The sequence below is a fragment of the Paraburkholderia hiiakae genome (assembly GCF_904848665.1).
In the GTDB taxonomy this organism is placed as follows: domain Bacteria; phylum Pseudomonadota; class Gammaproteobacteria; order Burkholderiales; family Burkholderiaceae; genus Paraburkholderia; species Paraburkholderia hiiakae.
The window spans coordinates 108,765-133,004 of record NZ_CAJHCQ010000017.1 but is presented as its reverse complement, the minus strand read 5'-3'; the positions used below and the strand labels follow the sequence as shown (position 1 = coordinate 133,004).

Below are 24,240 nucleotides of genomic sequence, written 5' to 3'. Positions count from 1 at the left end.
GCGGCGTATGCGTTCAGGCCGAGGGTCAATCGCGGTAGACGCGATTGACGAAGGTTTGAAAACGAATCAGCAACGGTAGGCGCCGAAGGGCTTCTACTTTTTGTTTTCCGTTTGCAAGAGACCTGGATTGGGACGTCAAGATGGACAGATTACGCGAGATGGAGGTGTTTGTAGCCATCATCGAACGCGGCAGCTTTAGCGCCGCATCCGAAAAATTCGGCTTGTCACGAGCAGCCGTTTCGCGAGCGGTCAACTCGCTCGAAGCTCGCCTGGGCGCTCAATTGCTGGCGCGCACGACGCGCTCGGTCCGGCCCACTGACGCGGGTATGGCTTACGTCGAAGCCTGCCGCAAGCTGCTGGACGGTATCACCGACGCGGAATCGCATATCGCAGCAGACCCCGCGAACCCTGTGGGCACGCTCACGATTTCGGCGCCGGTCCAGTTGGGCCAGCGCTTCATCGCCCCGCTCGTCAACGCCTACACGCTGCGCTATCCCGACGTCAGCGTGAACGCCGTATACCTCGATCGTCCCACGCGCCTGCTCGAGGAAGGCGTGGATATCGCCATACGCATTGGTCATCTCGAAGATTCGTCCACATTCGCGGTGGGCCTGGGATCCGTGCGGCGTCAAACCTTCGCGTCCCCCGCTTATCTCGCCGAGCACGGAGAACCCATGCATCCGAGAGACCTGGCCGCCCACCATTGCGTTTCCTTTACGGGCGTTTCCCAACCGCACGAGTGGATGTTTTACGAGAATAATTCAAAGATCCCCGTACGGCTTCAGCCACGATTGATCGTCAATCTGGCGCCCGCCGCCGTTTCGGCGGCGCAAGACGGCGTGGGCATCACACAGCTGCTGTCCTATCAGGCCGCAGCCGAAGTGTCCTCCGGAAATCTGGTGCCAATCTTGAGGGCATATGAGCCCGAATCCACGCCGGTCAACCTGCTTCATGTCGAACGACGCGGCACGAGTGGAAAGATTCGGTCCTTCGTGGAGTTCGTGACTGAAACGCTGCGAAACAATGCACACCTTCAATGTCCGAGCGGCGTGACAACCGAGGGGGAGTGCATAGAGAGTCAAGGCAATCGCGAATCCGCGCGGGATTCCGGGACACACGCGCAATACCTGGCGCCACTCAATCATTCATCCGATGACTCAGCGGAGATACGAAGTTCGCGATAGGCACTCACGAGTGCGTCGAGGCTGAATGAGCGGTTCAGGCCGCTCGGGTTTGGCAAGACCCATGCGCGCGCACCGCCGAATCGACTGGATTGCAAGCCCCACTCGATATCTCGCTTGCCCGACATTTCCGCAAGCGCCATCTTGCCAAGAAAGGCGACGAATCTGGGCGCGTAGTGTTCAATCTTCAGTTCGAACTGCGCCGCAGCGGCTTGAATCTCCACTCTCGACAATTCGTCCGCGCGCGCCGTCGCGCGCGAGACTGCCGTAGTCAGACCAAAGCCATGCCGCAGCAACTCACGGTCGTTCTCAGGGCGAAACTCTTCCTTCGTAAAGCCAGCGCGATGGAGAACTCGCCAGAACCGATTCCCTCGGCCATCGAAGTGGTGCCCCACAGCTGCCGCGCGCATACCCGGATTGATTCCGCAAAAGAGTACCGACAACCCGGGCTCGATGATATCGGGAAGGCATTGCGCCGAACTGGCGCTCGCAAACGCCAACAGGGAATCGTTGCTACGCACTCGCCTCCCCGCGAAATCGCAAGCGATACTGTTTCGGCGTGACGTTCAGACGCCGCGAGAACGTCGTGCGCATATGCGTGGCGCTATGAAACCCGCATTTGAATGCGACCGTCTTGAGCGGCGCATCCGTGTCCTCCAGGAGTTTCCTCGCCGTGTCGACACGCACCTGCTCGACGAATACGGAGGGCGTGACCTTTGCGTTCTTCGCGAAGATGCGCGACAAGGTACGGCGGCTCACGGCAGCCGCGCTCGCAAGCGCCTCGATCGACAGCGTATCGGTGATATGTTCGCTCACGTAGCGATACACCTTGCTGAGTATCGGGTCTTCGTCCTTGCCAGCGCCAATATAAGGGCTGTACTGAGACTGGCCGCCTTCGCGCTGGATATACACCACGAGCCGCTTCGCAACGCGCACCGCCAGTTCGTGTCCCCAGTCTTCCGTAACCAGCGCCAGACACAAATCGATGCCCGCGGTCACGCCCGCCGACGTGAATAGCCGTCCGTCGCGAACGAAAATCCGGTCGGGCTGCACATTGGCGTGCGGAAATTCATTGGACAAGCGTCCGGCATCCGACCAGTGGGTCGTCACTTCCTTGCCATCGAGAAGTCCCGCATGAGCCAGCACGAATGCGCCGTTGCACACCGAACCAAAGCGGCTCGCGCTGCGCGCCTGGCTTTGCAGCCACGCCACAAACTCATTAGACGGATGGACGTCGGGCAACTGCGGGCCGCCGGCTACGAGGAGCAGGTCCCATTGAACGTCGCGATCGGCATAGCCAAGCGAGACCGCCAATTGCATGCCGTTCGAGCAGGTCACGGTGCCCGCCTCGCGTCCTACGAGCGTCACCTCATAGCGCTGATGCTCTGAGAGAAACGTGTTCGCCTCGGCAAACACGTCGAGTGGGCCTGCAACATCTAGCGCCTGCACACCATCGAATACAACAATGGCGACTTTCATGCCGTGACCTTCACTGGTGGTAGCGATGTTTGCGTCGTAGAACTGGCCAGCGCGAGATCGATGCATGCCAACTCAACGCGCCGTGTCCCAACGAGGAGCGTGGCGCAGCTTAACGCATCGTCGGTATTTGATGCAGCCTGCCCCCGGAAAAAGTATTTTGCTCCGGTGTAACAAATCTTCCGCCAAACCCGGAGCGTCGTGGGTTGTCGGCCAACGGCCAGGCGTGGCCCAAAACGTCCACTAATTGGCAGGTGGCGGCACCACGCGCGCATATCCCCCGCTGCCCCGCTTAACTAGACTGTGTTCATGAATACGGCTGGGCAGCTAACCCGGGCGTACCGGGTAGCAGGCGTTATCGCCGTCGCTCCATGTGTTGCGGTCGACGTTGGACCGCGCAACGACCAAGGGCAGATTGATCATGTTAAAGCAACGTCAAACCTCTTTCCTGTTCGGGGGCAATGCCCCTTACGTTGAAGAACAGTATGAAACTTACCTGGCTGACCCAGATGCGGTCACCACCGAATGGCGCGAGTGGTTCGATGCGCTGCGCGAAACACCCGCTATCGATGGCAGCGATCGCGACGACCAGCCGCACTCGCCTGTTATCTCGAGCTTTGTCGAACTTGCGAAGCGGCCGCCGCGCGCGATCGTTCAGGCCGATACCACGCTCGCCAATGACTCCGGCCTTGGGCTCGCACGCAAGCAGGTCGCGGTACAGTCGCTCATCGCCGCGTACCGCATGATCGGCACGCGTACGGCCGATCTCGATCCGCTGGCATGGACGCCACCACGCGCCTACGCTGAGTTGACCCCGGCTTACTATGGCCTGAACGCCGCGGACATGTCGACGAAATTCAGCACTGCCGACACGTTCCTGTTCGATGACGACGCCACGCTGCAAGACCTCGTGACAGCGCTCGGGCAAACCTACACGGGCACGCTTGGCGCCGAGTTCATGCATCTCACCGACGCGGAGCAACGACGGTGGTGGCAGATGCAGCTCGAATCCACGCGAGCCAGGCCGTCGCTGAAGGCCGCGGAGAAACGCAGACTGCTGGAACGCTTGACTGCGGCAGAAGGCCTCGAAAAGTACCTTCACGCGCGTTATATCGGACAAACGCGCTTCTCGCTCGAAGGCGGAGAGTCGTTGATCGCGCTGCTCGACGAAGTCGTCCACTACAGCGCCTCGAAAAAGGTGCGCTCGGTGGTGATGGGCATGGCGCACCGCGGACGCCTGAACGTTCTGGTGAATATCGTGGGCAAACCGCTGCGCGCGCTGTTCGACGAGTTTGAAGGAAAGGATCCCGAAGGGCTTCCCGCAGGCGACGTCAAATATCACAAGGGCTTCACGAGTTCGGTCGATACGCCCGAGGGGCCGGTTGAAGTGACGCTCGCATTCAATCCGTCGCATCTGGAAATCGTGAACCCGGTTGTGCAAGGCATGGCGCGCGCCAAGGGCGAGGTATTCGGCAGCGCAGACGGCGTCGAGGTCCTGCCGGTGGAGATTCACGGCGACGCGGCAATGTCCGGCCAGGGTGTCGTGATGGAAACCTTGAGCCTGTCCTATACGCGCGGACACGGCACGGGCGGCACCGTTCATATCGTCGTCAACAATCAGATCGGGTTTACGACTTCCGATCCGCGCGACACGCGTTCGTCGTTCTACACCACGGACATCGCGAAGATGATCGAGGCGCCCATCCTGCATGTGAACGGCGACGACCCCGAAGCGGTCGCGATGGCGGTGCGCCTTGCCCTCGACTATCGCACCGCGTTCAAACGGAGCGTGGTCATCGATCTCGTGTGCTTCCGCAGATACGGGCACCAGGAACAGGACACGCCGGGCATCACGCAACCCCTGATGTATCGCGCGATCGCCAGTCATCCCGGCGTGAGGACGCTGTACGCCCAGAAGCTGATTCAACAAGGTGTGGTGACAGCCGAAGAAGCCGAGGGCTATCTCAACGCGCGCCGCGAGCTTCTGAAGCGCGCGAATGAAACCGACGGCTCCGATGCTGCCGCTGAGCACCCGGAAGCCGGCGAGCGTTCCTCACCGGCCGAAACGGCAAACCCTTCTCCTTCGGCCGAGACGCTGCGTGGTCTCGCGCAGCGGATTTCGACCGTTCCTGAAGGCCTTTCGCTTCATCCGCTCGTCAAGAAGATGATCAACTCACGCCAGGACATGGCCTCTGGAAAGCGGCCCCTCGATTGGGGCATGGGCGAGCATCTGGCATTCGCTACGCTGCTCGGTGCTGGCGTCAACGTTCGACTGAGCGGCCAGGATAGCGCGCGCGGCACGTTCAATCATCGTCACGCCGTGCTGCACGATCAAACGCGGATGAATCGTCCCGATGGTGTGTATATTCCGCTCGATCATGTCGGTGAGGCCAGTAACAACGCGCAAGGCCGGTTTAGCGTGACGAATTCCATCCTCTCCGAGGCCGCTGTGCTCGCGTTCGAATATGGCTACACAACAGTGAACCGCGATGCATTGGTGATCTGGGAAGCGCAATTCGGTGACTTCGCCAACGGCGCGCAGGTGGTGATCGACCAGTTCATCGCTGCGGGCGCCGCCAAGTGGGGGCAACGCAGCGGCCTCACGCTGTTCCTTCCTCACGGGCAGGAAGGCGCGGGACCTGAGCACGCATCGGCGAGGCTCGAACGCTATCTGCAACTGAGCGCGCAGGACAATATGCGCGTCGCCCAGCCGACTACGCCCGCGCAGCTGTTCCATTTGCTGCGCAGGCAGGCGCTCGCTGCCGATCGCCGCCCGCTCGTCGTCATGACACCCAAGTCGCTGTTGCGGCACCCTGAAGCCGTCAGCACGTTCGAGGAATTGAGCGAAGGCGAATTCCGCGAAGTGCTGCCGGACACTCAGATCGAAGCGTCGCGGGCGTCCAGCGTCGAGCGCGTGATCGTGGCCACGGGCAAGGTGTACTTCGAGTTGCTCGAGCATCGCCGCGCGAACGCGACCGACACGCCGATCATCCGCGTCGAACAGCTTTATCCGTTTCCCGCAAAGCAGTTGGCCGCCGAACTCGCGCGCTATCCCCACCTCAAGACCGTGGTCTGGTGCCAGGAGGAATCGCGCAACCAGGGCGCATGGAGTTTCGTCGAGCCGCAGTTGCGCGACCTTCTGCCTTCGGGCGCCACGCTCAGCTACGCCGGTCCTGATGCCGGCGCATCGACAGCGCCGGGCTACCATTCGGCGCATGTGGCAAGGCAATCTGCGCTGGTCGGGCAGGCGTTCGCGGGGTAACGGCGCATGCGTGTCGCGATGATGCTCTACGCGGGGTTTCAATTGCTCGAGGTGAGCGGCCCGATGGATGTGTTTCATGAAGCGAATCGCCTGTATGGCAGAGCGTTTTATGAACCGCATCTCGTCGGGACCTCGCCGGGTCCCGTCCTGTGTTCCAACGGCACCGCAGTGGGCACGACGGAATGTCTGTTCGAAACGAGCACGCCGTTCGACGTCGTCGTGGTGCCTGGGTCGCCCGCCATCAGTCCGGCACCCAGGCATCGCGAACTCGTAGCGTGGCTCAGCGACGCCGGGCCCACTACGCGCAGGCTGGCCTGCATTTCCAACGGGGCGTTTCTGCTGGCGCGCGCCGGCCTTGCCGACCGCCGCTGGCTGACTACGCACTGGCGCGATGCTCACCGCCTCGCAGCCGAATATCCGCTGGTGCACGTCATGTCCAATCCTGGCTGCCTGAAGGACGGCAACCTCTATTCATCGGGCGGTGCGAGTGCCGGTATTCATTTGGCGCTCTCTATCGTGCGGGAAGACCTTGGAGAAAGCGCCGTGGGCACGATCGCCAAAACGTTGTTGATGCAGCCGCATTGATGCACTGGGAGAGCGCAGGGACCGCCATGATAGACGCGAATCTGATTCATAAGGCACTCGCCAATCCACTGCGGCGCGACATTCTGGCGTGGCTGAAGGTCCCGGTCGATGCTTTTCCCGAGGGCTACGTCGATCTGGGTCGCGGCGTGCCCGCACACGCCATCCAGGCACGCAGCGGGCTCTCGCAGTCCACCGTATCCGCACACCTTGCCGTCCTCGTCGAAGCGGGACTTCTCGTTTCGACGCGCATCGGACAATGGATGTTTCTTTCACGCAATGAAGAAGTGATACGGACATTTGCCGAACAGATTAGCCTGCATTTATAGGAGAATCTGGCGTGGCGCGAACCTGTGTGCGCGGCAGAGCCATACCTGGAAAACTCGCAATGGACAAGCTGGACATGATGCGGATATTTGTCCGCATAGCGGAAGAAGGGAGCTTTACGGGCGCGGCCTTGCGCCTGAATATTCAGACCGCCAATGCGTCGCGGGCGGTCACGCAACTCGAGTCGCAATTGCGCACGCGTTTGCTGCATCGGAGTACCCGGCGGCTCGCGCTGACCGAGGCGGGCCAGCGTTATCTCGAGCGATGTGAACGGATCCTCGCCTATGTCGATGAAGCCGAGGCCGAAGCGGCCAATGCGCAGGTCAATCCTTCGGGGCGGCTGCGCGTTCATGCTTCGCCGAGCTTCGGCCAGGCCTATGTGGTCCCGGCGCTCGTGCGCTATCGCGAGCGCTATCCCGCGGTGTCGGTGGAATTGACACTGTCGCAGCACACGCCGGACATCATCGAGGCCGGCTACGACGTGATGATTCAATTGAGTACGACGGAGCTACCGGACTCGCGACTCGTGTCGCACCGGCTAGGCGATGTGCATAATGTGTTGTGTGCGGCACCCGCCTATCTCGACGCACACGGCGTGCCGCGCACGGTGCAGGACCTCGAGGCTCACACGTGTCTGCAGTTTGTCACGTCGTTTTTTCCGCGCGATAGGTGGCATCTGAATGGCCCCAGCGGCCGGGAAACGGTGGAGTTCCCGAGGTCGCCCGTCGAAATCAATCTTCCCGATGCGCTCAGTGTCGCCCTTCGCGAAGGCGTGGGCATTGGGGCGCTGCCGATGTCGACGGCTCTCGCCATGCTGGGGAGCGGCGCGCTGGTTCGTGTATTGCCGGAGTATCGTCTGCAGAGACTCACCGCTTATGCGGTGCACGCCTCGCGCAAGTACCTCGACGCCAAGATCAAGACGTTCATGGATTACCTGCGCGAAGCGGTGCCCAAGGCGCTGGCCGCGGATGCGGAAGCGCTGAGCCGGGCCGCTAGCCAAGCCTAGCCCGCGTTACCCTTGTGATCGCGCGCCGCCACGCGTTGCGGCGAGGCTTGTGACGCCGTCGCGGGCGTTGCTATTTCGTTCTGCTTGATGATCTTTTCGATCTCGCCGTCGGCTTTCGCATCGTACTGCGCGAAGACATCGGTGCGGTAGCGCGTATTTTGCGCCGCGCCGAGCTGCGCGCCGGAGTCGTCGCGCGTATCGGCATCCACCGTCATCGAGAGGCCGATGCGCAACGGACGCGCCGCGAGTTCGCGCGGATCGAGCTCGATGCGCACCGGCAGGCGCTGGACGATCTTGATCCAGTTGCCCGTTGCGTTCTGCGCCGGCAACGTCGCGAATGCACTACCCGTACCCGCCGAAAAACCTTCAATCCGGCCGTGATACTTCACGCCCGAACCATAGACATCCGCAGTGAGCGTCACCGGCTGGCCAATGCGCATGTGCTTGAGTTGCACTTCCTTGAAGTTCGCGTCGACCCACACGCCATTGAGCGGCACGATCGCCATGAGCGGCGTGCCGGGTGACACGCGCTCGCCAACCTGCACCTGACGCTGCGCCACATAGCCTGTCACCGGCGCCGGCAAGGTATCGCGCGCATACGCGAGCCACGCAGCGCGCACCTTCGAGGCGGCCGCCAGCACATCCGGATGCTGTTCGACCGACGTGCGATCGGTCAGCGCATGATTGGCCGCACCTTGCTGGCGTGCGGCGTCGAGCGCGGCCTGCGCGGCCTGCACGGCGTCGCGGGCGTGAGCGATATCCTCGGCGGAAACGGCGCCCGAGTCCGCGACGGCCACGCGCCGGCGCAGATCGTCATTGGCGCGCGCAAGGTCCGATTCGCGTTGCGCCACGTTCGCCGCATAGAAGTCGTTGTTGACATAGAGGCCGCTCACACGGCGCACGGTCTGGCCGAGCAACGCTTCGGCATCGGACAGCGCGATTCTTGCGTCCGCCGGATCCAGCGTCACGACAGGGTCGCCCTCCTTCACGATCTGCGTGTCGTCGGCATTGACGGCGACCACCGTGCCCGTGACCTGGGGCGTGAGCTGCACGAGATTGCCGCTCACATAGGCGTCGTCGGTCGATTCGTGAAAGCGGCCTTCCGTGAAGTAGTACGCGCCATACGCCGCGCCCGCGATCATGGTGACGGCGCCGAGCAACGCGATCAGGCGCTTGCGCCGGCCTGGGGGCGTGGGCTGCTTGTCGCCGTGCGCCGGGGCCGCTTGCGCGCCGCCTTTCTCTTTCTTCTCGTCGAGTTGATCCACCGGCTCGCGGTCGGTCGTGATCGTATCGCTCATTTCAGTTCTCCTGACGGGTTTGCAAACATGCCGTTCAACGTGCGGCGGCAATGACGGAATGGGTTTGGGGGGTGACTTGAGCGGCAACGTCCGCGCGGTGGCCGGTATCGGCTGAGGTGTCGACGTAGCCGCCACCCAGATCCGAAGCCAGCGCGATCTGCTGGTCGCGGCGATCCATCTTCAGGTTGGCGATGGCTTCGTCGGCGTTCAGTGCCGTGACATCGGCGTTGAGCACCGTGAGCTGATTGGTCAGTCCGCCCTTGTATTGCGTGATCGCGAGCTGGTCGGCGTCGCGCGCCGCCTGCTGCGCGGTTTGTGCATCGACGAGCTGTGCGTCGCTCGAATGGATCTGCGCGAGCTGCGTGGCCACGCCGCTCAGCGCACCAATGAGCGTCTGGTCGTAGGCGGCCACCGCGTAGTCGAACTCGGCGTAGCGGCCCTTCAACTGCGCGCGCAGCTCGCCACCGTCGAAGATCGGCAGGTGAATCGCGGGGCCCACCGATGCCGTGCGGCTCGCTGCGGTCAGGAATTTGCCGAAACCGAACGCGTCGAGACCGAGTGCCGCGCTCAGGTTGATGTCCGGATAGAACTCGGCCTTCGCCTCCTTCACCTCGTGCGTGATCGCGTCCACACGCCAGCGCGCCGCGACGATATCGGGGCGACGGCTCACGAGGTCGGCGGGCAGGTTGTCCGGCAAGCGCACCTCGTCGCCCACGCCAAGCGTTGGCCGCGTGATCGCGAGTCCCCGGTCGGGGCCTTTGCCCATCAGCGCGGCCAACTGGTAGCGCGTGGTCAGAATGCTGCCGTCGAGCGCGCTCACCCGCGAGCGGCTCGTTGCCAGGTTCGCCTGCGCTGTCTTGCGTTCCACTTGCGTGTCGAGGCCCGTGGCAATGCGGGCCGCCGTGATGCTGTCGATCTGCGCGCGGCGCGTGACTTCGTCCTGCGCGATGTCGCGCAACGCGTAGAGCCGCGCCAGCTCGTTGTAGGTACGCGCGATCGAGGTATCCAGCGTGAGCTTGACCACCTCCTCGTCGGCCTCGCTCGCGGCCGTCTCCGAAACGGCTGCCCGCAGCGCCTCGCGGTTCTTGCCCCACAGATCGAGATCGTAGGAAGCGGTGAGCAGACCCTTGTTTTCGGTCTGCCACGAGCCGGCGTACGGCGGCGGAATCAGCGCCGTGCTGCTGAACTGCTGGCGCGTAAGCGTGTAGCTGGCGTCGACGCGCGGCAGCGTGCCCGCCTTCGCGGTTTCGCTATAGGCTTGCGCCTGCGCCACCCGAGCCTTGGCCTGCTCGACCGTCGGGCTGCCCTGCAGCGCTTCGGCGATCAGCGCCTTCAACTGCGCGTCGCCGAACTGGTCCACCCAATCGGCGGACGGCCAATGGCCCTGCTCTTGCGGCAGACTCTGCGTCGTCTCGTACTGTTGCGGCTGGGCCATCCGCGCGTCGCTGTGGATGCCCGCATAGTTTGCGCACGCCGACAGCGCGGCCATTGCGATTGCCGATACACCCAGCTTCAGCGTACGGGCACCGATGCTTGATTTAGAAGTCTGCTGTTTCATTTTCTGACAAATCAGATTAATGGTCGAAAAAAAGCGCGGCGCCACGGCCGCACTGTTCAGTCGTCTGTGAATTTGCGAAGCAGGCGGTTCAACTCGGCGAACTCCGCCTTCGTGAATTTGCGCAGGCGTGCGTTCAACACATGCGGCGCGACTTCCGGAATCTGCGCCGCCGTTTCCAGCCCCTTTGCCGTGAGGTGCAGATTGACCACACGGCGGTCCTCCGCGTCGCGGGAACGCTCCAGCAGACCCTTGGTTTCCAGCTTGTCCAGCATTCGCGTCATGAGGCCCGTGTCGATGCCGAGCAGCTTCGACAGTTCGAACGGCGTGGTCGCCACACCTTGCTTCAGCGAAAGCAGAATACCCATTTGCTGGCCCGTGATGTCGAGGTCCTTGAGCGCCGCGTCCATTTCCGCGACGACCAGATTGCGCGCCTTGACGATCCTGAAACCGACACTTTCCGTGAGCATGAAATTTCTCGTGGTGTAGTGGTCCATCGCGACATCCTCCGTGTTAAACATCACAATATCTGCATTATCAGATACTGTCAAGAAAACACGCGAGGCGGGTTTGCCCGCTGAACCGGGTTCAACTGCAGTATTCAGTGGCCGCCCGCGCCTGCCGCGCCCGCGCCACCGCCCTTGACCGGCCTCGTCACCCAGATCAGCGGGATGATGACGATGAAGATCACCGCCGATATCCAGAAGATGTCGTTCAACCCCAGCATAGTGGCCTGGGCGTTGAGCGAATTTTCGTAAAAGGCCGTGGCCTTCGGAAGCCCGCCACCCAGCGTTGCCTGCAGGTGCGCAATCGCGCCGGTGAAAGCGGGATTCTCCACGCTCGTTTGCTCGGCGAGCCGCGCGTGATGGAGGATCGTGCGGTCGTTCCAGGCGTTGCTCATGAGCGACGTGCCCACGGCGCCGGCGAAAATGCGCGCGAAGTTGGACAGACCCGCGGCCGCCGGAATCTCGTCGGGCCGCAGACCCGAGAGGATGATGCCGGTGAGCGGCGTAAAGAACAGCGCCGTTGGTATGCCTTGCAGCAGCGTCGGCAAAATCAGCGTCCAGGCATCGACGCCGGTCGTATAGTTCGAGCGCATGAAGAACACGGCAGCGAAGCCAACGAACGCCAGGGTGGCGAGCACCCGCAGGTCGGAGCGCGGCATGACCTTGCCCATCACCGGGGCCAGGATCACGGCAAAAATACCCAGCGGCGCGGTAACGAGCCCCGCATCCACCGCGCGGTAGCCGAGAAAGCCCTGGATCCACTGCGGCAGGATCACGAGGTTTGCAAAGAAGATCGCATACGCGACCGAGATCGCAATCGTGCCACCGAGGAAGTTGCGTTTGGCGAACAGCCGCAAGTTGACGATCGGTCTTTCCTCAGTCAATTCCCAGATGAGGAAGAACACGAAGCTGACCGCGGCGACGACGGTGAGCCCCCAGATCACCGGCGAGCTGAACCAGTCGAGATCCTTGCCCTTGTCGAGCATGATCTGCAACGGCGCCACCCAGGCAATGAGCGAGATCAGCCCGACTTTGTCGATCGGCAGTTTGCGTGCCGGCGTCTCGCGGTCGCGGTAGACCGCCCAGATCACGCCGGCGGCGAAGAGGCCGACGGGCACATTAATGTAGAAGATCCATGACCAGCTGTAGCTGTCGGTGATCCAGCCGCCCAGCGCCGGGCCCGCGATCGGCCCCACGGTTGCTGTCATCGCCCACAGCGCCAGCGCGCTCGAGCTTTTTTCCTTGGGAAACGATGCGAGCAGCAACGCCTGCGACAGCGGCACCAGCGGCCCCGCCACCGCGCCTTGAATGATACGGGCCACCAGCAGCGTCAGCAGGTTCGGGGCCAGACCGCAGGCTGCCGACGAGAGCACGAACAGCAGGATTGCCCACACAAACAGCTTGACCTGGCCTACGCGCTGCGTGAGCCATCCGGTCAACGGAATCGACACCGCATTGGCCGCGGCAAAGAGCGTGATGACCCACGTGCCTTCGTCGATCGACACGCCGAGGTTGCCGGAGAGCGTGGGAATCGCAACGTTTGCGATCGACGAATCCAGCACGTTCATAAAGGTGGCGAGCGCCACGGCGAAGGTGCCGAGTGCGAACTTCACGCCTGTCAGCTGGCCGGCCGCGCCTGAGGTGGTCGATGGATTCATGTTACGTTCTCTCGTCTGGATGCGAATGTCCCGTCAAGCACGGGCCGTTATCTGACATGTCTGATAATTGGGTAAAAAAATGCCGCCTCAGCCATGGAGCAATCTGGAAAGCAGCGTGCTCAAGGCGTCGAAGTCAGACTGCGAGAAGTGCGAAAGCCGCTCGCTCCAGGCGCCCGGCGCAACGTCCGCGTTTCGCGCCGCGACCGAGTGGCCCTCCCGCGTCAACGAAACGTCCACGAGGCGCCGGTCCGTGCCATTGCGCGAGCGCTCGACGAGCCCGCTGGTTTCGAGCTTGTCCAGCACGCGGGTCATGCGGGCTGGGTGGACGCCAAGCCACTTCGCCAGTGCCGCCGGCGTTTTTGCGCTGCCGCAGGCGAGCGTCAACAGAATGCCGCGCTCCTGCAGATTCAGCCCGGCGTCCTTGAGCCCTGCCCTGAGTTCGGTGGCCATGAGGTGATACGCCTGGCCCAGCACGAACACCAGTTTCTGCGTCCGCTCGAAATCTTCATTGACGGGATCGTTCATCGATTGCCCTCCTCGATATCTGATGCGGAATATATCTGACATTGCAGATGTGTGCAAGCGCGTTTCCGAGGGTCGCGCGCGACGAATCCGCGATCGCGATACACCGTGTAAAAAGTGATGTGAGCGGCAAGCGATTATCGACGCCGTTCTTCGCAGCTATATTGTTTCTGCAGAGATTTGCTCCGTACGGATCGCCGCACTCTTTTCTCAGGAGAATCGAAGCATGACTGACAAACCGCTTACGCTGGGCATCGATCATGTCGGGTTGACCGTCCGCGATCTGAACCTCACCCGCGACTTTTTCGTGAATTGTCTGGGCTGGAAACAGGTTGGCGAAAGGCCCAGCTATCCGGCCGCGTTCGTTTCGGACGGGCACGTCATGTTGACCCTCTGGCAAGTGACCGAGCCGGACCGCCTCGTCGAATTCGACCGCAAGACCCACGTGGGCCTGCATCATCTCGCGTTGCGCGTAGGCAGCGAAGAAGCGCTCAACGATATCTTCTCGCGCGTGTCCGCCTGGCCGGGCGTGAATATTGAATTTGCGCCGGAAAACCTCGGGCCGGGGCCGAAACGCCACACCATGGTCTACGAACCGGGCGGCATCAGGCTTGAATTCGACCACGATCCGCGCACGCAGGCCTCCTGAACCCCGCATCCACTCGCCAGCGGCCAGGCCGATGCGCCACGGCCACGGCTGTAACCCGCCTCTCTCCCCATTTCCAGCTTGACCCGCGCGTGAGCACTCGCGCGGTGAGGCCGATTCTATTTAATCAGTTATCCGAAACTATGGAAGCGTCATTCCTATGACCTTGTTCGCGGGATGTCATCGCGCTCAACGTGTTCCCATTTGTTCCTGTGACTCACAACTGTTTGTCCGCGTCCTGTATTCAAAACGGGAGCGTGCGTGCGTAAATTGATCGTCATCGGAGCGGTCAGCCCGATCAGATAGAGAGTCCAACTTACTTCGAGGTTTATATGAGTCAATCCCCCAAAGTCGTCGTGGTCACTGGTGCATCACAAGGCATCGGCTTCGAGACGGCCAAGGCATTCCGCGCACTCGGCTACAACGTGGTCGCGACGTCGCGAAACATCAAACAGACTGACGATAGCAATCTCGTCGCAGTAGCCGGCGACATCGCTGACCCGGCCACGGCTCGCCGCGTGATCGAAACGGCCGTGTCGCGCTTTGGCCGTGTCGATACGCTCATCAACAACGCGGGCATTTTCGTGGCGAAGCCGTTCACGCAATACACGGCGGAAGACTATGCCGCGATCACGGGCATCAACCTCGGCGGCTTCTTCCATATCGCGCAGCTCGCGATTGCTGAGATGGAAAAGCACGAGAGCGGCCACGTCCTCAGCGTCACGACGACGCTCGTCGATCACGCGATCGACGGCGTGCCGTCGGTGCTGGCCTCGCTGACCAAGGGCGGTCTCGCCGCCGCAACGCGCTCACTGGCTATCGAGTATGCAAAGCGCGGCATTCGTGCGAACGCCGTGTCGCCCGGCATCATCAAGTCGCCGATGCACGCGCCCGAATCCCACGGGGCGCTTGGCGCGCTGCACCCGATGGGTCGCATGGGCGAGATGAGCGACATCGTGAACGCCATCCTCTATCTCGACTCGGCTCCCTTCGTGACGGGTGAAATCCTGCACGTAGACGGCGGCCAGATCGCCGGCCACTAAGCCGCGCGACGCACCACCGAGCCAAACAGGAGCGCCGTGCGCCGGCGCTCCTTCCCACGATCTTCAGCGAGGAAAGCGAAATGCCGATCGTCACCATTCAGGTTACACGCGAGGGCACCAAGCCCGGCACAGATTCCGTCACGTCGGACGAAAAGGCCCAGCTCATCAAGGGCGTGAGCCAACTATTGCTCGACGTGTTGAACAAACCGCTGGAGGCGACCTTCGTCGTCATCGAAGAGGTGCCAACGGAAAACTGGGGATGGGGCGGCCTGCCTACCGATGTCTATCGGAGACAGAAGGGACTCATCAAGTAAATGCGCGCGGCCTGCTCGATAGCGGGCTTCGCGCGCAAATGCACCGGACGCATCGTGGCGCTGTCAATTTTCATCTGAGGCCTCGCATGAACACGGATGACGGACTTCGAACACGCTCGAGCAACAGCGGCGCTAGCGCGAGTGAAATGACGGGCGATAAACTCGCTTTGCGCCGGGACCCATGGGAGCAGACGCTCCTGCTACTCGACAGGCTTTGCGCGAGGGAGCCCTGCGGGCAGACCCTGAGTCGCGCCGATCTCGCACCCGGCCCACGCATCGCCGCGCCGCGCGGCAACGACGGAAGGTGCAGAAAAAGCCGCAAAGAGCGCGATGCGACAGGCGACGCGCCCTGCGCTGCTGTCATCACGCTCCTCGAACGCCTTTCCCCCAGAACCATTGCGTTGCGCTGGTGTTCCGCCTCATGCCACTACGGCTATCAAATCTGGGTCTGCGCAAAGGCACGCCGGGCCGGTGTGTGCGCAGTGAGCGGCAAGGCAATCCGCCGCGGCGATATCATCTACCGGCCTTATACCCGCACGCCTGTCCTTCCCGTGAACGTGAACGCCATGATTCATCTTTCTGCTTTGGCCTGATGCAAGCCGTTCGGTAGTCCGATTCGGCCAAGGGCGCAGGCGAAAATTCTCTGCAATCGGAAGCTGTGAAAACGTATTCAAGGAGAGCGTCATGAAGATTCTGATGGTTTTGACTTCGCACGACGAACTGGGCAATACCGGTCGCAAGACCGGTTTCTGGCTCGAGGAACTCGCCGCGCCGTATTACGTGTTCAAGGACGCCGGCGTGCAGATCGTACTCGCGTCGCCCAAGGGCGGGAAACCTCCGCTAGATCCCAAGAGCAACGAGCCGGACTTTCAGACTGACCTGACGCGTCGCTTCGAGGCCGACCCTGCTGCGTTAGCGGATCTAGCCAACACTGCGAAGCTCAAGGATGTCGCCAATGGCGAATACGATGCCGTCTTCTACCCGGGCGGCCACGGTCCGATGTGGGATCTCGCTGAAGACCGCGATTCCATTGGCCTGATCGAGCGCACGATCGCAGCCGGGAAGCCCGTTGATCTCGTATGCCACGCGCCCGGGGTTCTGAGGCACGTCAAAGGTCCTGACGGCAAGCCGCTCGTCAATGGCAAGTCGGTCACGGGCTTTACGAATAGCGAAGAGGAAGCGGTTGGCCTGACCAAAGTGGTGCCGTTCCTCGTTGAAGACGAGCTCAAGGCGAAGGGCGCAAACTATTCGAAGGGTCCCGACTGGCAACCGTATGTGCTCGAAGACGGGCTGCTGCTCACCGGGCAGAATCCCGCGTCGTCGGGGCCGGCTGCCAAAGCGTTACTGGAGAAGTTGGGCAAGCTTCACTGAGCCCAGCCCTCACGCCGGCATCTTGCCGAACGCAATGCGCCCCGCGGGCAGAAAAGTGAGCGAGATGACGGCGCCTCCCTTGACCTCCGGGAAATGGCGGCTGCCCGGCGCGGGCGCCGTCCAACCGCCATCACACCAGCCGTTTGGCCCCGCGAGCGCCGCGCCAGCACTCACCGGCACCACGAGATTGATCTCGCCGTAAGGGTGAAAATGGAAGTCGGCGCGAAAGCTGCCTTCCGGGTTGTGCTGGGCGTTATCCGTGCTGTCCAGCAGCACCGCTGTGGCGCTGAAGAAGAACGTCTCGGCGCTCGGCGCGACGACAAGTGATCGACGGTAACGCGGGCCGGCGACCTCGATGTCGGCCGCCCAGCCCTCCTTGACGCCCAGCGTAATCAGTCGCGCCAGTTCCTGGTACAACTCACTTTCAAGACCGTATTTCTCATTCAGCCATTGCTCGGTCTCAATGCCCGCGGTCATGTCCTTGACCTCTTGCAGAAAGGGGATGAGACGGGCGATTAGCTCGTCTTTACTATTGGCGTATTGGGTCTGCGGCATCGTTGACATGGCACTTGTGAGCGTCGAGAACGGAATGCTCGACGGGAGTGAGGCAGGAGCACGCGGCACTGACCGCGTGCAAGCATTCTTCCTCAGGCCGTCCGCTCGATCCATCGTCAATTGGCCAGATTTCCTATCGCATCGTCCATATCTTTCATGGCAGCAGGTCAACGTCGTCGTTGGAGCGTTGCAAAACCGGGTCGCGAAATGCCCGGTACACCACGAATGCCATCCACAGCGCCAGCACGCCGAAGCTCCACCACCGCAGAAATATGCCCCAGCCCCAAATGAGCGTGCCAAACGCGGAAAGCGTCAGTCCGCGCCTCGCTGCGAGGACCTCGCTCAACGCATGATGGGGCTTGAATCCGGCGTCCCCGTTTGCGCGGGCGACCACCAGATCCGTCACGGTGTGCTCGAGATAGCGGCGCGACGCCAGCAAAAGGCCCGTGATCGTGATGACTGAACCAGACCGCTCAAACAGGTCCCACCGTGCCGTAGCGTGCGCCAGGTAGGCGCATATGAGCGCCGGAGAAACCGCTAGCGCGATCATGGCGATACTGCGAAAAATATAGCCCCACGGCGTCCGCAAGGCTCGCTCGCACAGGCAGTCCACAGCGCAGCGATAGGGCTCTTTAGTCACGATATGCTCTCTCCAGCCGGTTCGCGGGTCTCGTTCGCCAGCGCGCCATCGGCGGCTTTTCGTTCTTCCGCGAGGGGCAAGATGAGCGCATCGCGATCGCACTGCGGCACGGAGCCCGGCAAGCGATGCACATCATGCGTGACGAAACCCTGCTCGCGGCTCGGCACGTCGAACCACTCGCGATGGGAAAACGAATCGCGAATATCTTCGAGACCGCTTTCCCAATGCTCCCGCATTGTGTCGCTGCTGAATTCGTAGTCCTTATAGTGACCCTCATAGGGCTTGTTCTTGTAGATGAGGTGAACCACGTTGATCGCGCTGCCGTCTGCCGCCTCTTCAGCAAGTCGAAACAGCGGATCGCTCCTGCGCAGCTCGACGGGAATGTGCGCGAGCAACTCCTTGATAAACCGGGCGTGCTTCTGACGATCCGCCAGCATGCTGGTCACCGCGCGCGTGCGGCTCGAATACTGAATGTCCTTGGCGCGCGCTGAGATGTCGAAGAAGTCTCCGGGCGCATTGCCACTCGCGCTCCAGAGATCGACCTGAAACACCAGCGCGTTCTTGTGGTCCGCATCGCGCAGCACTTCGGTCAATGGCGTGTTCGACACGAGGCCGCCGTCCCAGTAATACTCGCCGTCGATCTCGACCGCCGGAAACCCTGGCGGCAGTGCCCCCGAAGCCATGAAATGCTCGGGCTTCAGACGCATTTTCGTGTTGTCGAAGTACACCAGGTTACCAGTGCGCACGTTCACCGCGCCGACCGATACACGGGTGTCGCCGTCGTTGATCCGGTCGAAATCGGCAAACTCCAGCAGCGTTTGCCTCAACGCGGCCGTGTCGTAGTAGCTGACCACGTTGGGGTTTTGTTTGCCGAAACCCGCCATCGGCAACGGCACGCGCGGCGAGAAAAACCCCGGCTGGCCCTCGGTCAAGGCACGCCCGGCCGCCCATACACTGGCCCACTTGCGCGAGAGATCGTGCATACCGAACATGGGCGGCATCCATGCACCCAGACCACCGACCCAGTCGCGCGGATGGCAAATGCGGTTCCAGAAACCGCGTAGGGCTGCCACGCGATTTTCCGGTGCATTGCCGGCGATGATGGCGGTGTTGAGTGCGCCGATCGAAATGCCGGAGATCGTGCGCGGGTGCACACCGATCTCGGCCAGGCCTTCGTACACGCCGGCCTGGTACGACCCGAGCGCACCACCGCCCTGAAGCACCAGAGCGACTTCGTCGTAGTGCGGCAGCACGAACGCATCCGGCTGCCGATTGGTTTGACTTGTGCGGCTACGCATCACGGCTCCCCGGTGCAGGGTCCGCGGCAGGGTCCGCGGCGAGATAGTCGAAAGCAACCTCGCCGATATCCAGCGTGAGATTGGCAATCAAGTGCCGCGCGCTTACTACCCGCTTCACCGGCAAATCGGCCACGGGCGCCAACGCGTGCGGATGAAATTCAAGTGCCGCCGGGCCTGTCCAAGCCCCTAGCACGCTCACGTCGCGCAAATAGAAACGCACGAGTTCGCATACGCGCGCCGAACCGTCGACGTGCGGGATCACCTTCAGCAAATAATTCGGCGTCTCTGCAAGCTTCTTGCGTTCGGCCTCGATATCGAGCGGCACATGCTTGTAGCCCATCGTGCCGGTTGCGATCCGTTGGGTGCCGTAATCGAGTGTGCCGAGCAACGTGTCGTTGCCATCGATGCTCAAGGTCGGTCTCGCCAGCTTCTTCGGAAAGCCCCAGAGTTCCCGGCCACCGGCAATCGGGCCTTCGTCGTCGAGGTACATCGAGTGCGTATAGTTGCCGAGGCGCCCTTCCTGGTCGCGCACCGTGATGACCTGACCGGTTTCGGTGTAGTTGCCGAAGCCCGACGAATCCGGCATACGAATAAATTCGTAGTGCACAAGATTGTTTTCCGCACGCAATGGCTCCGGCACGGTGGCTCGCAGCGCATCGAAATCAGTCTCGTAGGTGATGATGAAATATTCCCGGTTGATAAAGCGGTACGGCGGCCGGGGATAGGCAGGATTGTGGACAGGCATCGCAAAGGCGTTTTCGCGAATCGAAGCCAGATTCAGGCGGCTCATGACGTTCTCTCCTTGAGATCGAGTTGCACTGCAGCAGATGCTACTCACTCGCGACTGACGAGAGAATCCGTCGATATCAGGAATCTATCTCCCAGTTACCGGGAAGATCCTGGGGCGCACATGGCGCTCAAACCTTGCTTCGTGCGGCCGAGCGATACCGGCCGGGACTCTGACCAAACATCTTTTTAAAAGCCGAGCTGAACGTGGTTTCAGACGTGTAGCCGACGGCGGCGGCGATACGCGAGAGACTGTCATTGCCTGTCTTCAGGGCATCTCTCGCCATCGTCATGCGCCAGCGGATCAGATATTCCAGCGGAGGCAGGCCCACGCGTTCCTTGAAGCGCTCGATGAACGCCGTGCGCGACATGCCGACCTTCGAAGCCAACTCGTCTACCTTCCAGCGCCGCGCGATTTCCTCGTGCACCATCTTTAGCGCGGCGCCAATCCTTGGGTCCGAGAGCGCGCCTAGCCAGCCGGCCGACTGAGGGCTCGCGGCAAGATGAGCGCGCAGGACATTCACGAGCACAATATTCGCAATGCCGCCCGCCATGGCTCCCGCGCCTGGCCGAAATACCGCTGTCTCCGCCTTGATCAGTTCAAGGGCCGCGCTCAACGAACTGACGCCCGGGGAATTCGCGCGAATGTGAACAAGGGGTGGCAGGAAATTGAGCAGCAAGCCGCTCATGTCGTCGTCGAATTCGAACAGTCCTCCGACGCTAATCGTGCGCATGGCGCCAGATCCATAGCGAACAACGCCATCCGCCTCCAGGTGACTGGCAAACACCTGCTCTCCGTCTTGCAGCGCCACGCCCGGATCGCTCGCGAAACAGTAAGGCGAGCCGTCGGTGAGGAGACAGAAGTCTCCCTCCTCCATTTTCACGGGCGTGGTCGCGCCTTCAATCCATACCCATCGCGCGCCCTTGACCACGCCACCGAATTTGACATGACGATAGGCGGCAAATCGCAGCGCCCAAGGACCCGCCGCCTCAAAGCGCGCCGAAAGCACGCTTTTGACCTTCAGCAGGGAAAGCACATCGGAAAGCGGGTCCATTGCGGCGTGATACTCAGGTTCCGCACGCCGTAATCGCGCTGTAAACGAGCGTGCGCAACTGCCGGCGAATCGGATACGCGGTCGAGGGCAGCAGTTGGGTGAGAAACAGCACGATCATGTCCTCGCGCGGATCGGCCCAGAAGAAGGTGCTAGCCGCGCCACCCCAGAAGAAGTCGCCCGCGCTGCCCGGAATCAGCGTGGATGCAGGCGCAATCGTCGTGGCGAAGCCGAGCCCGAAACCCACGCCTTCGTAGGCCGCTTCGGTGAACATCGAGCGCGAGAGGCGCGGCAGGTCGACGCCGCCCGGCAGATGGTTGGCCGTCATCAGTTCGACGGTCTTCGGCCCGAGCAAGCGCACGCCGTCCAGTTCACCGCCGCGCAGCAGCATGCGCGAGAACCGCATGTAGTCCGCCGCCGTGGAAACCAGGCCGCCGCCGCCCGAAACAAACGAGGGCGGCTCGCGATAAGGACTCGTCTGGGGATCGTCCTGCAGCGTCGGTCCTTTTTCGGAGACGAGCTTCGAGCCGAGCGCGCCGATCGCATAGCAGGCGCAGAAGCGGGACACCTTCTCTTGCGGCACGTAAAAGGCCGTGTCGACCATACCGAGCGGGTCGAAGATGCGCGCTTTCAGAAAGTCCTCGAAGGCCATGCCGCTGACCTTGCCGACGAGATAGCCGAGCACGTCCGTGGACACCGAATAGTTCCACGCTTCGCCCGGCGAAAATTCCAGCGGCAGCGTGGCCAGCTTCTCGATCATTTCGTCGAGCGTGCCCGCGGTCGTAAGCTCACCCACCTTCAGCTTGCGATACGCCGCATCGACATTGGTGTTTGACTGAAAGCCGTAGGTCAGCCCTGAGGTATGCCGCAACAGGTCGACCACGCGCATCGGGCGTGCGCTCGCGCGCGTCTGGAAACTCTCCATGAAACCGCCCGCGTACACGCCCAGCTTTTCCCATGACGGGATGTACTTGCTGACCGGGTCGTCGAGCGCGATCTTGCATTCCTCGACCAGCATCATGATCGCCACCGACGTAATGGGCTTGGTCATCGAGTAGATGCGGAAGATCGAGTCCTCGGCCATTCGCGTCTGCCGCTCGCGGTCGGCGAAGCCCAGCACCGAGTTCAGCGCGAGTTCGCCACGCCGCCACACCTGGGTGACGGTGCCGGCGAGCGTGCCGGTGCCGACATAGTTCTCGTCGAGAAAACGTTCGATCCGCGCGAGCCGTTCATACGACATACCCTGCTTTTCCAGACCTTCCCTACCCATGACGCCTCCTTTACCGGGTTGACCGAGCCAATTCGGAATTGATGGATTACACGCGATGCGCGCCACAGTATCGGTCATTCCGCGCGAAATTGCGCCGCGTTGCATTGCGTTGTCCAGTGCAACGCCATAACGTTGACGCTCACCGCACATGCCACTCGCATCGACACCGGAGGCGGTTGAATTTCGTTTTTTTAGCGCCTCGACACGCAATATGTGTGGGGTACACTACGCGGCTACAAAATACAGAATGACATCGGGGGTGGCAGCCATGGGCGAGACGGAAACACATTCCTGGCCCGGGAAGGCGTTGTTTCGCGCATTTCCGAAGGACCCTGAAAAAGAGCAGGCCGTACTGCGCATGACGCTCGGTTCCGTCGTGCTTCTTGCCTACCTCGTTGCCTGCTCGATCTATCGCGCGACGCATGTCTACGCAACGCTTCTTGCGGTCACCGCTTATGTGGCGTTCGGCGTGCTCACTTATGTGGCGGTAACCGTCGCGCCAGCGCGCTCGCTCGTGCGCCTCGCGCTCTCCACGTTCGCCGATCAGGCAATCGTCACCGCCGCGCTGGCCGTGGGCGGCACGGCCGCGCTGCCGCTTCTGTGGGTAGCCTTCTGGTTTCTGGTCGGCGCGGGCTGCCGCCATGGCCAGCGCATGCTAGGTCTTTCGTGTGTCGTGGCGCTCGTCGGCATCATGGGCCTGATGCACTGGCAGCCGTGGTGGCGCGCCAACATCACGGCCGCGCTCGGCATCGCGTTCAGCATCGTGGCGACTTCCGTCTATCTGGCGGTGCTCGTCTGCCGCCTGGAACGCCAGGCGTCGACCGATCCGCTCACTGGGCTCTACAACCGCGTGCGGCTCGAGCAGGCCATTGGGCGCACGCTCTTTACGCGCGCCGGCGAAGTCGATCGCACCGCCATGCTGCTCGTCGATCTCGACGGCTTCAAGGAAGTGAACGACTCCTTCGGGCACGCGGTGGGCGACGAACTGCTGCGCAGCTTCGCCGCGGCGCTCGTGCGCCGCATGCGGCGCGGCGACACGCTCGCACGCCTGGGCGGCGACGAATTCGTCGTGCTGGCCCGTCACGTCTACGACAAGAACGACGCGCTCACGATCGCCAACAGCATCCACGCGATTCTCGCCAACATGCGCACCGTGGGCGGCTATCCGGTAACCGTATCGTGCAGCATTGGTGTGTGCCTGCTCACGGAAGGCACCGGCAGCCGCTCGCTCGACGCGCGAACCCTGATGCGCGCCGTAGACAGCGCCATGTACCGGGCCAAGTCGCGCGGCATGGGGAAGACAGAGTTCGTCGATACGGTCGGCGTGACGCCCAGTATGGTCTGACCCCGATCACTCCCGCCACGTTCGGTAATCGCCGGCCTGCGCGACGCCCATGTCCGGATTGTTCTCCCGGCGGAAACAGTGAATTCGTTTCTTAGGTATTTACCCTAGTCCCTGACCCTCCTAAACTGACTTCATTGCTGCAAACAACCCTGTAGGCAGCTAAAGAAGAAAGTAAATCTGGAGGTTATGTCATGAAATCGCTCGTCCAAGCCGTTGTTATCGCTGCCGCCCTCGCCGCTCCCGTCGCCGTGTTCGCCCAGTCGAACCAGCCCGTGACGCGCGCGCAAGTCCGTGCAGACATGGTCCAGGTCGAAAAGGCCGGCTTCAATCCGGCGCGTTCGAACCCCAATGAATATCCGGCGAACGTTCAAGCTGCTGAAGCTCGTGTCGCTGCGCAGAACAGCGCAGTGGGCGGCGTGAACAACGGTTCGTCGCAAGCAGGTCAAGCCGCGCAGTAAGCTGTCAGGCTGAATAAGCCGCGCTTTGTCGTTGTTGCCTGGCTGTTGTGTAGCTGTTGCCCTCTAGCCCGCCATTGCAGTGTGTTGCG

General features: G+C 62.1%; 25 protein-coding genes and 1 pseudogene. 13 read left to right on the top strand and 13 right to left on the bottom strand.

Translation table 11 applies throughout. The features are described 5' to 3' along the window. Positions 1 to 140: 140 nt before the first annotated feature. Positions 141 to 314: pseudogene (locus JMY28_RS39460) on the top strand (helix-turn-helix domain-containing protein); the annotation flags it as partial. Positions 315 to 410: 96 nt separating this feature from the next. Beyond that, positions 411 to 1,184 carry a LysR substrate-binding domain-containing protein gene (locus tag JMY28_RS27820; protein ID WP_328809471.1) on the top strand — a complete coding sequence of 258 codons (774 nt, stop codon included), beginning with the start codon at positions 411 to 413 and terminating at the stop codon, positions 1,182 to 1,184. Here JMY28_RS27820 and mug read toward each other — a convergent pair. Both mug and JMY28_RS27810 read right to left on the bottom strand, forming a co-directional pair. Beyond that, positions 1,142 to 1,702, bottom strand: a complete 561-nt coding sequence (gene mug, locus JMY28_RS27815) for a G/U mismatch-specific DNA glycosylase (protein WP_201699111.1) — start codon at positions 1,700 to 1,702, stop codon at positions 1,142 to 1,144. The two genes, JMY28_RS27820 and mug, sit on opposite strands and share 43 nt — an antisense overlap. Next, on the bottom strand, positions 1,695 to 2,660 hold the full coding sequence (locus JMY28_RS27810) for a GlxA family transcriptional regulator (RefSeq protein ID WP_201699172.1): 966 nt from the start codon (positions 2,658 to 2,660) through the stop codon (positions 1,695 to 1,697). The genes mug and JMY28_RS27810 overlap by 8 nt, the downstream gene beginning before the upstream one ends. Positions 2,661 to 3,078: 418 nt before the next feature. Between JMY28_RS27810 and JMY28_RS27805 the strand changes: the two genes are divergently transcribed. The 4 genes from JMY28_RS27805 to JMY28_RS27790 are packed head-to-tail and all read left to right on the top strand — an operon-like array spanning position 3,079 to position 7,834. Next, a complete protein-coding gene (locus JMY28_RS27805) occupies positions 3,079 to 5,919 on the top strand; it encodes a 2-oxoglutarate dehydrogenase E1 component (RefSeq protein ID WP_201699110.1) in 2,841 nt (946 codons plus the stop codon). Between the two features lie 6 nt (positions 5,920 to 5,925). Next, on the top strand, positions 5,926 to 6,504 hold the full coding sequence (locus JMY28_RS27800) for a GlxA family transcriptional regulator (protein WP_201699109.1): 579 nt from the start codon (positions 5,926 to 5,928) through the stop codon (positions 6,502 to 6,504). A gap of 26 nt (positions 6,505 to 6,530) precedes the next feature. Then, the gene (locus JMY28_RS27795; protein WP_201699171.1) at positions 6,531 to 6,830 is read left to right on the top strand and encodes an ArsR/SmtB family transcription factor; all 300 of its coding nucleotides are present in this window, start codon (positions 6,531 to 6,533) and stop codon (positions 6,828 to 6,830) included. Positions 6,831 to 6,889: 59 nt separating this feature from the next. After that, complete coding sequence (locus JMY28_RS27790; RefSeq protein ID WP_201699108.1) at positions 6,890 to 7,834, top strand: LysR family transcriptional regulator; 945 nt, start codon at positions 6,890 to 6,892, stop codon at positions 7,832 to 7,834. On the opposite strand, the gene JMY28_RS27785 is transcribed toward JMY28_RS27790, so the two are convergent. The 5 genes from JMY28_RS27785 to JMY28_RS27765 form a co-directional block, all read right to left on the bottom strand. Then, on the bottom strand, positions 7,831 to 9,132 hold the full coding sequence (locus tag JMY28_RS27785; protein WP_201699107.1) for an HlyD family efflux transporter periplasmic adaptor subunit: 1,302 nt from the start codon (positions 9,130 to 9,132) through the stop codon (positions 7,831 to 7,833). The two genes, JMY28_RS27790 and JMY28_RS27785, sit on opposite strands and share 4 nt — an antisense overlap. 34 nt (positions 9,133 to 9,166) lie before the next feature. Next, on the bottom strand, positions 9,167 to 10,690 hold the full coding sequence (locus JMY28_RS27780) for an efflux transporter outer membrane subunit (RefSeq protein ID WP_201699106.1): 1,524 nt from the start codon (positions 10,688 to 10,690) through the stop codon (positions 9,167 to 9,169). 56 nt (positions 10,691 to 10,746) lie between these two features. After that, a complete protein-coding gene (locus JMY28_RS27775) occupies positions 10,747 to 11,184 on the bottom strand; it encodes a MarR family winged helix-turn-helix transcriptional regulator (protein ID WP_201699105.1) in 438 nt (145 codons plus the stop codon). 104 nt (positions 11,185 to 11,288) lie between these two features. Continuing rightward, the gene (locus JMY28_RS27770; RefSeq protein WP_201699104.1) at positions 11,289 to 12,851 is read right to left on the bottom strand and encodes a DHA2 family efflux MFS transporter permease subunit; all 1,563 of its coding nucleotides are present in this window, start codon (positions 12,849 to 12,851) and stop codon (positions 11,289 to 11,291) included. 87 nt (positions 12,852 to 12,938) lie between these two features. Continuing rightward, on the bottom strand, positions 12,939 to 13,376 hold the full coding sequence (locus JMY28_RS27765; RefSeq protein WP_201699103.1) for a MarR family winged helix-turn-helix transcriptional regulator: 438 nt from the start codon (positions 13,374 to 13,376) through the stop codon (positions 12,939 to 12,941). 223 nt (positions 13,377 to 13,599) lie between these two features. On the opposite strand from JMY28_RS27765, the gene JMY28_RS27760 reads away from it, so the two are divergent. The 5 genes from JMY28_RS27760 to JMY28_RS27740 all read left to right on the top strand — a co-directional run bounded on the left by JMY28_RS27760 (position 13,600) and on the right by JMY28_RS27740 (position 16,747). Further along, on the top strand, positions 13,600 to 14,022 hold the full coding sequence (locus JMY28_RS27760; RefSeq protein WP_201699102.1) for a VOC family protein: 423 nt from the start codon (positions 13,600 to 13,602) through the stop codon (positions 14,020 to 14,022). A gap of 329 nt (positions 14,023 to 14,351) precedes the next feature. Beyond that, positions 14,352 to 15,062, top strand: coding sequence for an SDR family NAD(P)-dependent oxidoreductase (locus tag JMY28_RS27755; protein WP_201699101.1), 711 nt, complete (start codon positions 14,352 to 14,354; stop codon positions 15,060 to 15,062). An 80-nt stretch (positions 15,063 to 15,142) separates the two neighbouring features. Then, a complete protein-coding gene (locus JMY28_RS27750) occupies positions 15,143 to 15,376 on the top strand; it encodes a tautomerase family protein (RefSeq protein ID WP_201699100.1) in 234 nt (77 codons plus the stop codon). A gap of 86 nt (positions 15,377 to 15,462) precedes the next feature. Continuing rightward, on the top strand, positions 15,463 to 15,969 hold the full coding sequence (locus tag JMY28_RS27745) for a DUF3331 domain-containing protein (RefSeq protein ID WP_201699099.1): 507 nt from the start codon (positions 15,463 to 15,465) through the stop codon (positions 15,967 to 15,969). Positions 15,970 to 16,060: 91 nt separating this feature from the next. Then, positions 16,061 to 16,747, top strand: coding sequence for a type 1 glutamine amidotransferase domain-containing protein (locus JMY28_RS27740; protein ID WP_201699098.1), 687 nt, complete (start codon positions 16,061 to 16,063; stop codon positions 16,745 to 16,747). A 9-nt stretch (positions 16,748 to 16,756) separates the two neighbouring features. Here JMY28_RS27740 and JMY28_RS27735 read toward each other — a convergent pair whose 3' ends face one another. The 6 genes from JMY28_RS27735 to JMY28_RS27710 form a co-directional block, all read right to left on the bottom strand. Continuing rightward, positions 16,757 to 17,302, bottom strand: coding sequence for a 4-hydroxylaminobenzoate lyase (locus tag JMY28_RS27735; RefSeq protein WP_201699170.1), 546 nt, complete (start codon positions 17,300 to 17,302; stop codon positions 16,757 to 16,759). A gap of 154 nt (positions 17,303 to 17,456) precedes the next feature. After that, positions 17,457 to 17,942, bottom strand: a complete 486-nt coding sequence (locus tag JMY28_RS27730; protein ID WP_201699097.1) for a hypothetical protein — start codon at positions 17,940 to 17,942, stop codon at positions 17,457 to 17,459. After that, positions 17,939 to 19,240, bottom strand: coding sequence for a DUF3734 domain-containing protein (locus tag JMY28_RS27725; protein WP_201699096.1), 1,302 nt, complete (start codon positions 19,238 to 19,240; stop codon positions 17,939 to 17,941). The genes JMY28_RS27730 and JMY28_RS27725 overlap by 4 nt, the downstream gene beginning before the upstream one ends. Further along, positions 19,233 to 20,030 carry an acetoacetate decarboxylase gene (locus JMY28_RS27720; protein ID WP_407945548.1) on the bottom strand — a complete coding sequence of 266 codons (798 nt, stop codon included), beginning with the start codon at positions 20,028 to 20,030 and terminating at the stop codon, positions 19,233 to 19,235. Before JMY28_RS27720 ends, JMY28_RS27725 begins: the two co-directional genes overlap by 8 nt. A gap of 127 nt (positions 20,031 to 20,157) precedes the next feature. Continuing rightward, entirely contained in the window at positions 20,158 to 21,081 is a 924-nt protein-coding gene (locus JMY28_RS27715; protein WP_201699095.1) for an AraC family transcriptional regulator, read from the bottom strand. A 13-nt stretch (positions 21,082 to 21,094) separates the two neighbouring features. After that, positions 21,095 to 22,348: a serine hydrolase domain-containing protein gene (locus JMY28_RS27710; protein WP_201699094.1), complete on the bottom strand. Its 1,254-nt coding sequence runs from the start codon at positions 22,346 to 22,348 to the stop codon at positions 21,095 to 21,097. A 358-nt stretch (positions 22,349 to 22,706) separates the two neighbouring features. Between JMY28_RS27710 and JMY28_RS27705 the strand changes: the two genes are divergently transcribed. Together JMY28_RS27705 and JMY28_RS27700 are read left to right on the top strand one after the other, a co-directional pair. Continuing rightward, positions 22,707 to 23,693, top strand: a complete 987-nt coding sequence (locus JMY28_RS27705; RefSeq protein WP_236597070.1) for a GGDEF domain-containing protein — start codon at positions 22,707 to 22,709, stop codon at positions 23,691 to 23,693. Positions 23,694 to 23,884: 191 nt separating this feature from the next. Continuing rightward, positions 23,885 to 24,151, top strand: a complete 267-nt coding sequence (locus tag JMY28_RS27700) for a DUF4148 domain-containing protein (protein WP_069265932.1) — start codon at positions 23,885 to 23,887, stop codon at positions 24,149 to 24,151. The last annotated feature ends 89 nt before the right edge of the window (positions 24,152 to 24,240 follow it).

Bases quoted from the DNA above. Each gene is read 5' to 3' on its own strand.
- JMY28_RS27810 (WP_201699172.1), bottom strand. From the start codon at position 2,660: ATGAAAGTCGCCATTGTTGTATTCGATGGTGTGCAGGCGCTAGATGTT.
- JMY28_RS27805 (WP_201699110.1), top strand. From the start codon at position 3,079: ATGTTAAAGCAACGTCAAACCTCTTTCCTGTTCGGGGGCAATGCCCCT.
- JMY28_RS27800 (WP_201699109.1), top strand. From the start codon at position 5,926: ATGCGTGTCGCGATGATGCTCTACGCGGGGTTTCAATTGCTCGAGGTG.
- JMY28_RS27795 (WP_201699171.1), top strand. From the start codon at position 6,531: ATGATAGACGCGAATCTGATTCATAAGGCACTCGCCAATCCACTGCGG.
- JMY28_RS27790 (WP_201699108.1), top strand. From the start codon at position 6,890: ATGGACAAGCTGGACATGATGCGGATATTTGTCCGCATAGCGGAAGAA.
- JMY28_RS27785 (WP_201699107.1), bottom strand. From the start codon at position 9,132: ATGAGCGATACGATCACGACCGACCGCGAGCCGGTGGATCAACTCGAC.
- JMY28_RS27780 (WP_201699106.1), bottom strand. From the start codon at position 10,690: ATGAAACAGCAGACTTCTAAATCAAGCATCGGTGCCCGTACGCTGAAG.
- JMY28_RS27775 (WP_201699105.1), bottom strand. From the start codon at position 11,184: ATGGACCACTACACCACGAGAAATTTCATGCTCACGGAAAGTGTCGGT.
- JMY28_RS27770 (WP_201699104.1), bottom strand. From the start codon at position 12,851: ATGAATCCATCGACCACCTCAGGCGCGGCCGGCCAGCTGACAGGCGTG.
- JMY28_RS27765 (WP_201699103.1), bottom strand. From the start codon at position 13,376: ATGAACGATCCCGTCAATGAAGATTTCGAGCGGACGCAGAAACTGGTG.
- JMY28_RS27760 (WP_201699102.1), top strand. From the start codon at position 13,600: ATGACTGACAAACCGCTTACGCTGGGCATCGATCATGTCGGGTTGACC.
- JMY28_RS27755 (WP_201699101.1), top strand. From the start codon at position 14,352: ATGAGTCAATCCCCCAAAGTCGTCGTGGTCACTGGTGCATCACAAGGC.
- JMY28_RS27750 (WP_201699100.1), top strand. From the start codon at position 15,143: ATGCCGATCGTCACCATTCAGGTTACACGCGAGGGCACCAAGCCCGGC.
- JMY28_RS27745 (WP_201699099.1), top strand. From the start codon at position 15,463: ATGAACACGGATGACGGACTTCGAACACGCTCGAGCAACAGCGGCGCT.
- JMY28_RS27740 (WP_201699098.1), top strand. From the start codon at position 16,061: ATGAAGATTCTGATGGTTTTGACTTCGCACGACGAACTGGGCAATACC.
- JMY28_RS27735 (WP_201699170.1), bottom strand. From the start codon at position 17,302: ATGCCGCAGACCCAATACGCCAATAGTAAAGACGAGCTAATCGCCCGT.
- JMY28_RS27725 (WP_201699096.1), bottom strand. From the start codon at position 19,240: ATGCGTAGCCGCACAAGTCAAACCAATCGGCAGCCGGATGCGTTCGTG.
- JMY28_RS27720 (WP_407945548.1), bottom strand. From the start codon at position 20,030: ATGAGCCGCCTGAATCTGGCTTCGATTCGCGAAAACGCCTTTGCGATG.
- JMY28_RS27715 (WP_201699095.1), bottom strand. From the start codon at position 21,081: ATGGACCCGCTTTCCGATGTGCTTTCCCTGCTGAAGGTCAAAAGCGTG.
- JMY28_RS27710 (WP_201699094.1), bottom strand. From the start codon at position 22,348: ATGGGTAGGGAAGGTCTGGAAAAGCAGGGTATGTCGTATGAACGGCTC.
- JMY28_RS27705 (WP_236597070.1), top strand. From the start codon at position 22,707: ATGACGCTCGGTTCCGTCGTGCTTCTTGCCTACCTCGTTGCCTGCTCG.
- JMY28_RS27700 (WP_069265932.1), top strand. From the start codon at position 23,885: ATGAAATCGCTCGTCCAAGCCGTTGTTATCGCTGCCGCCCTCGCCGCT.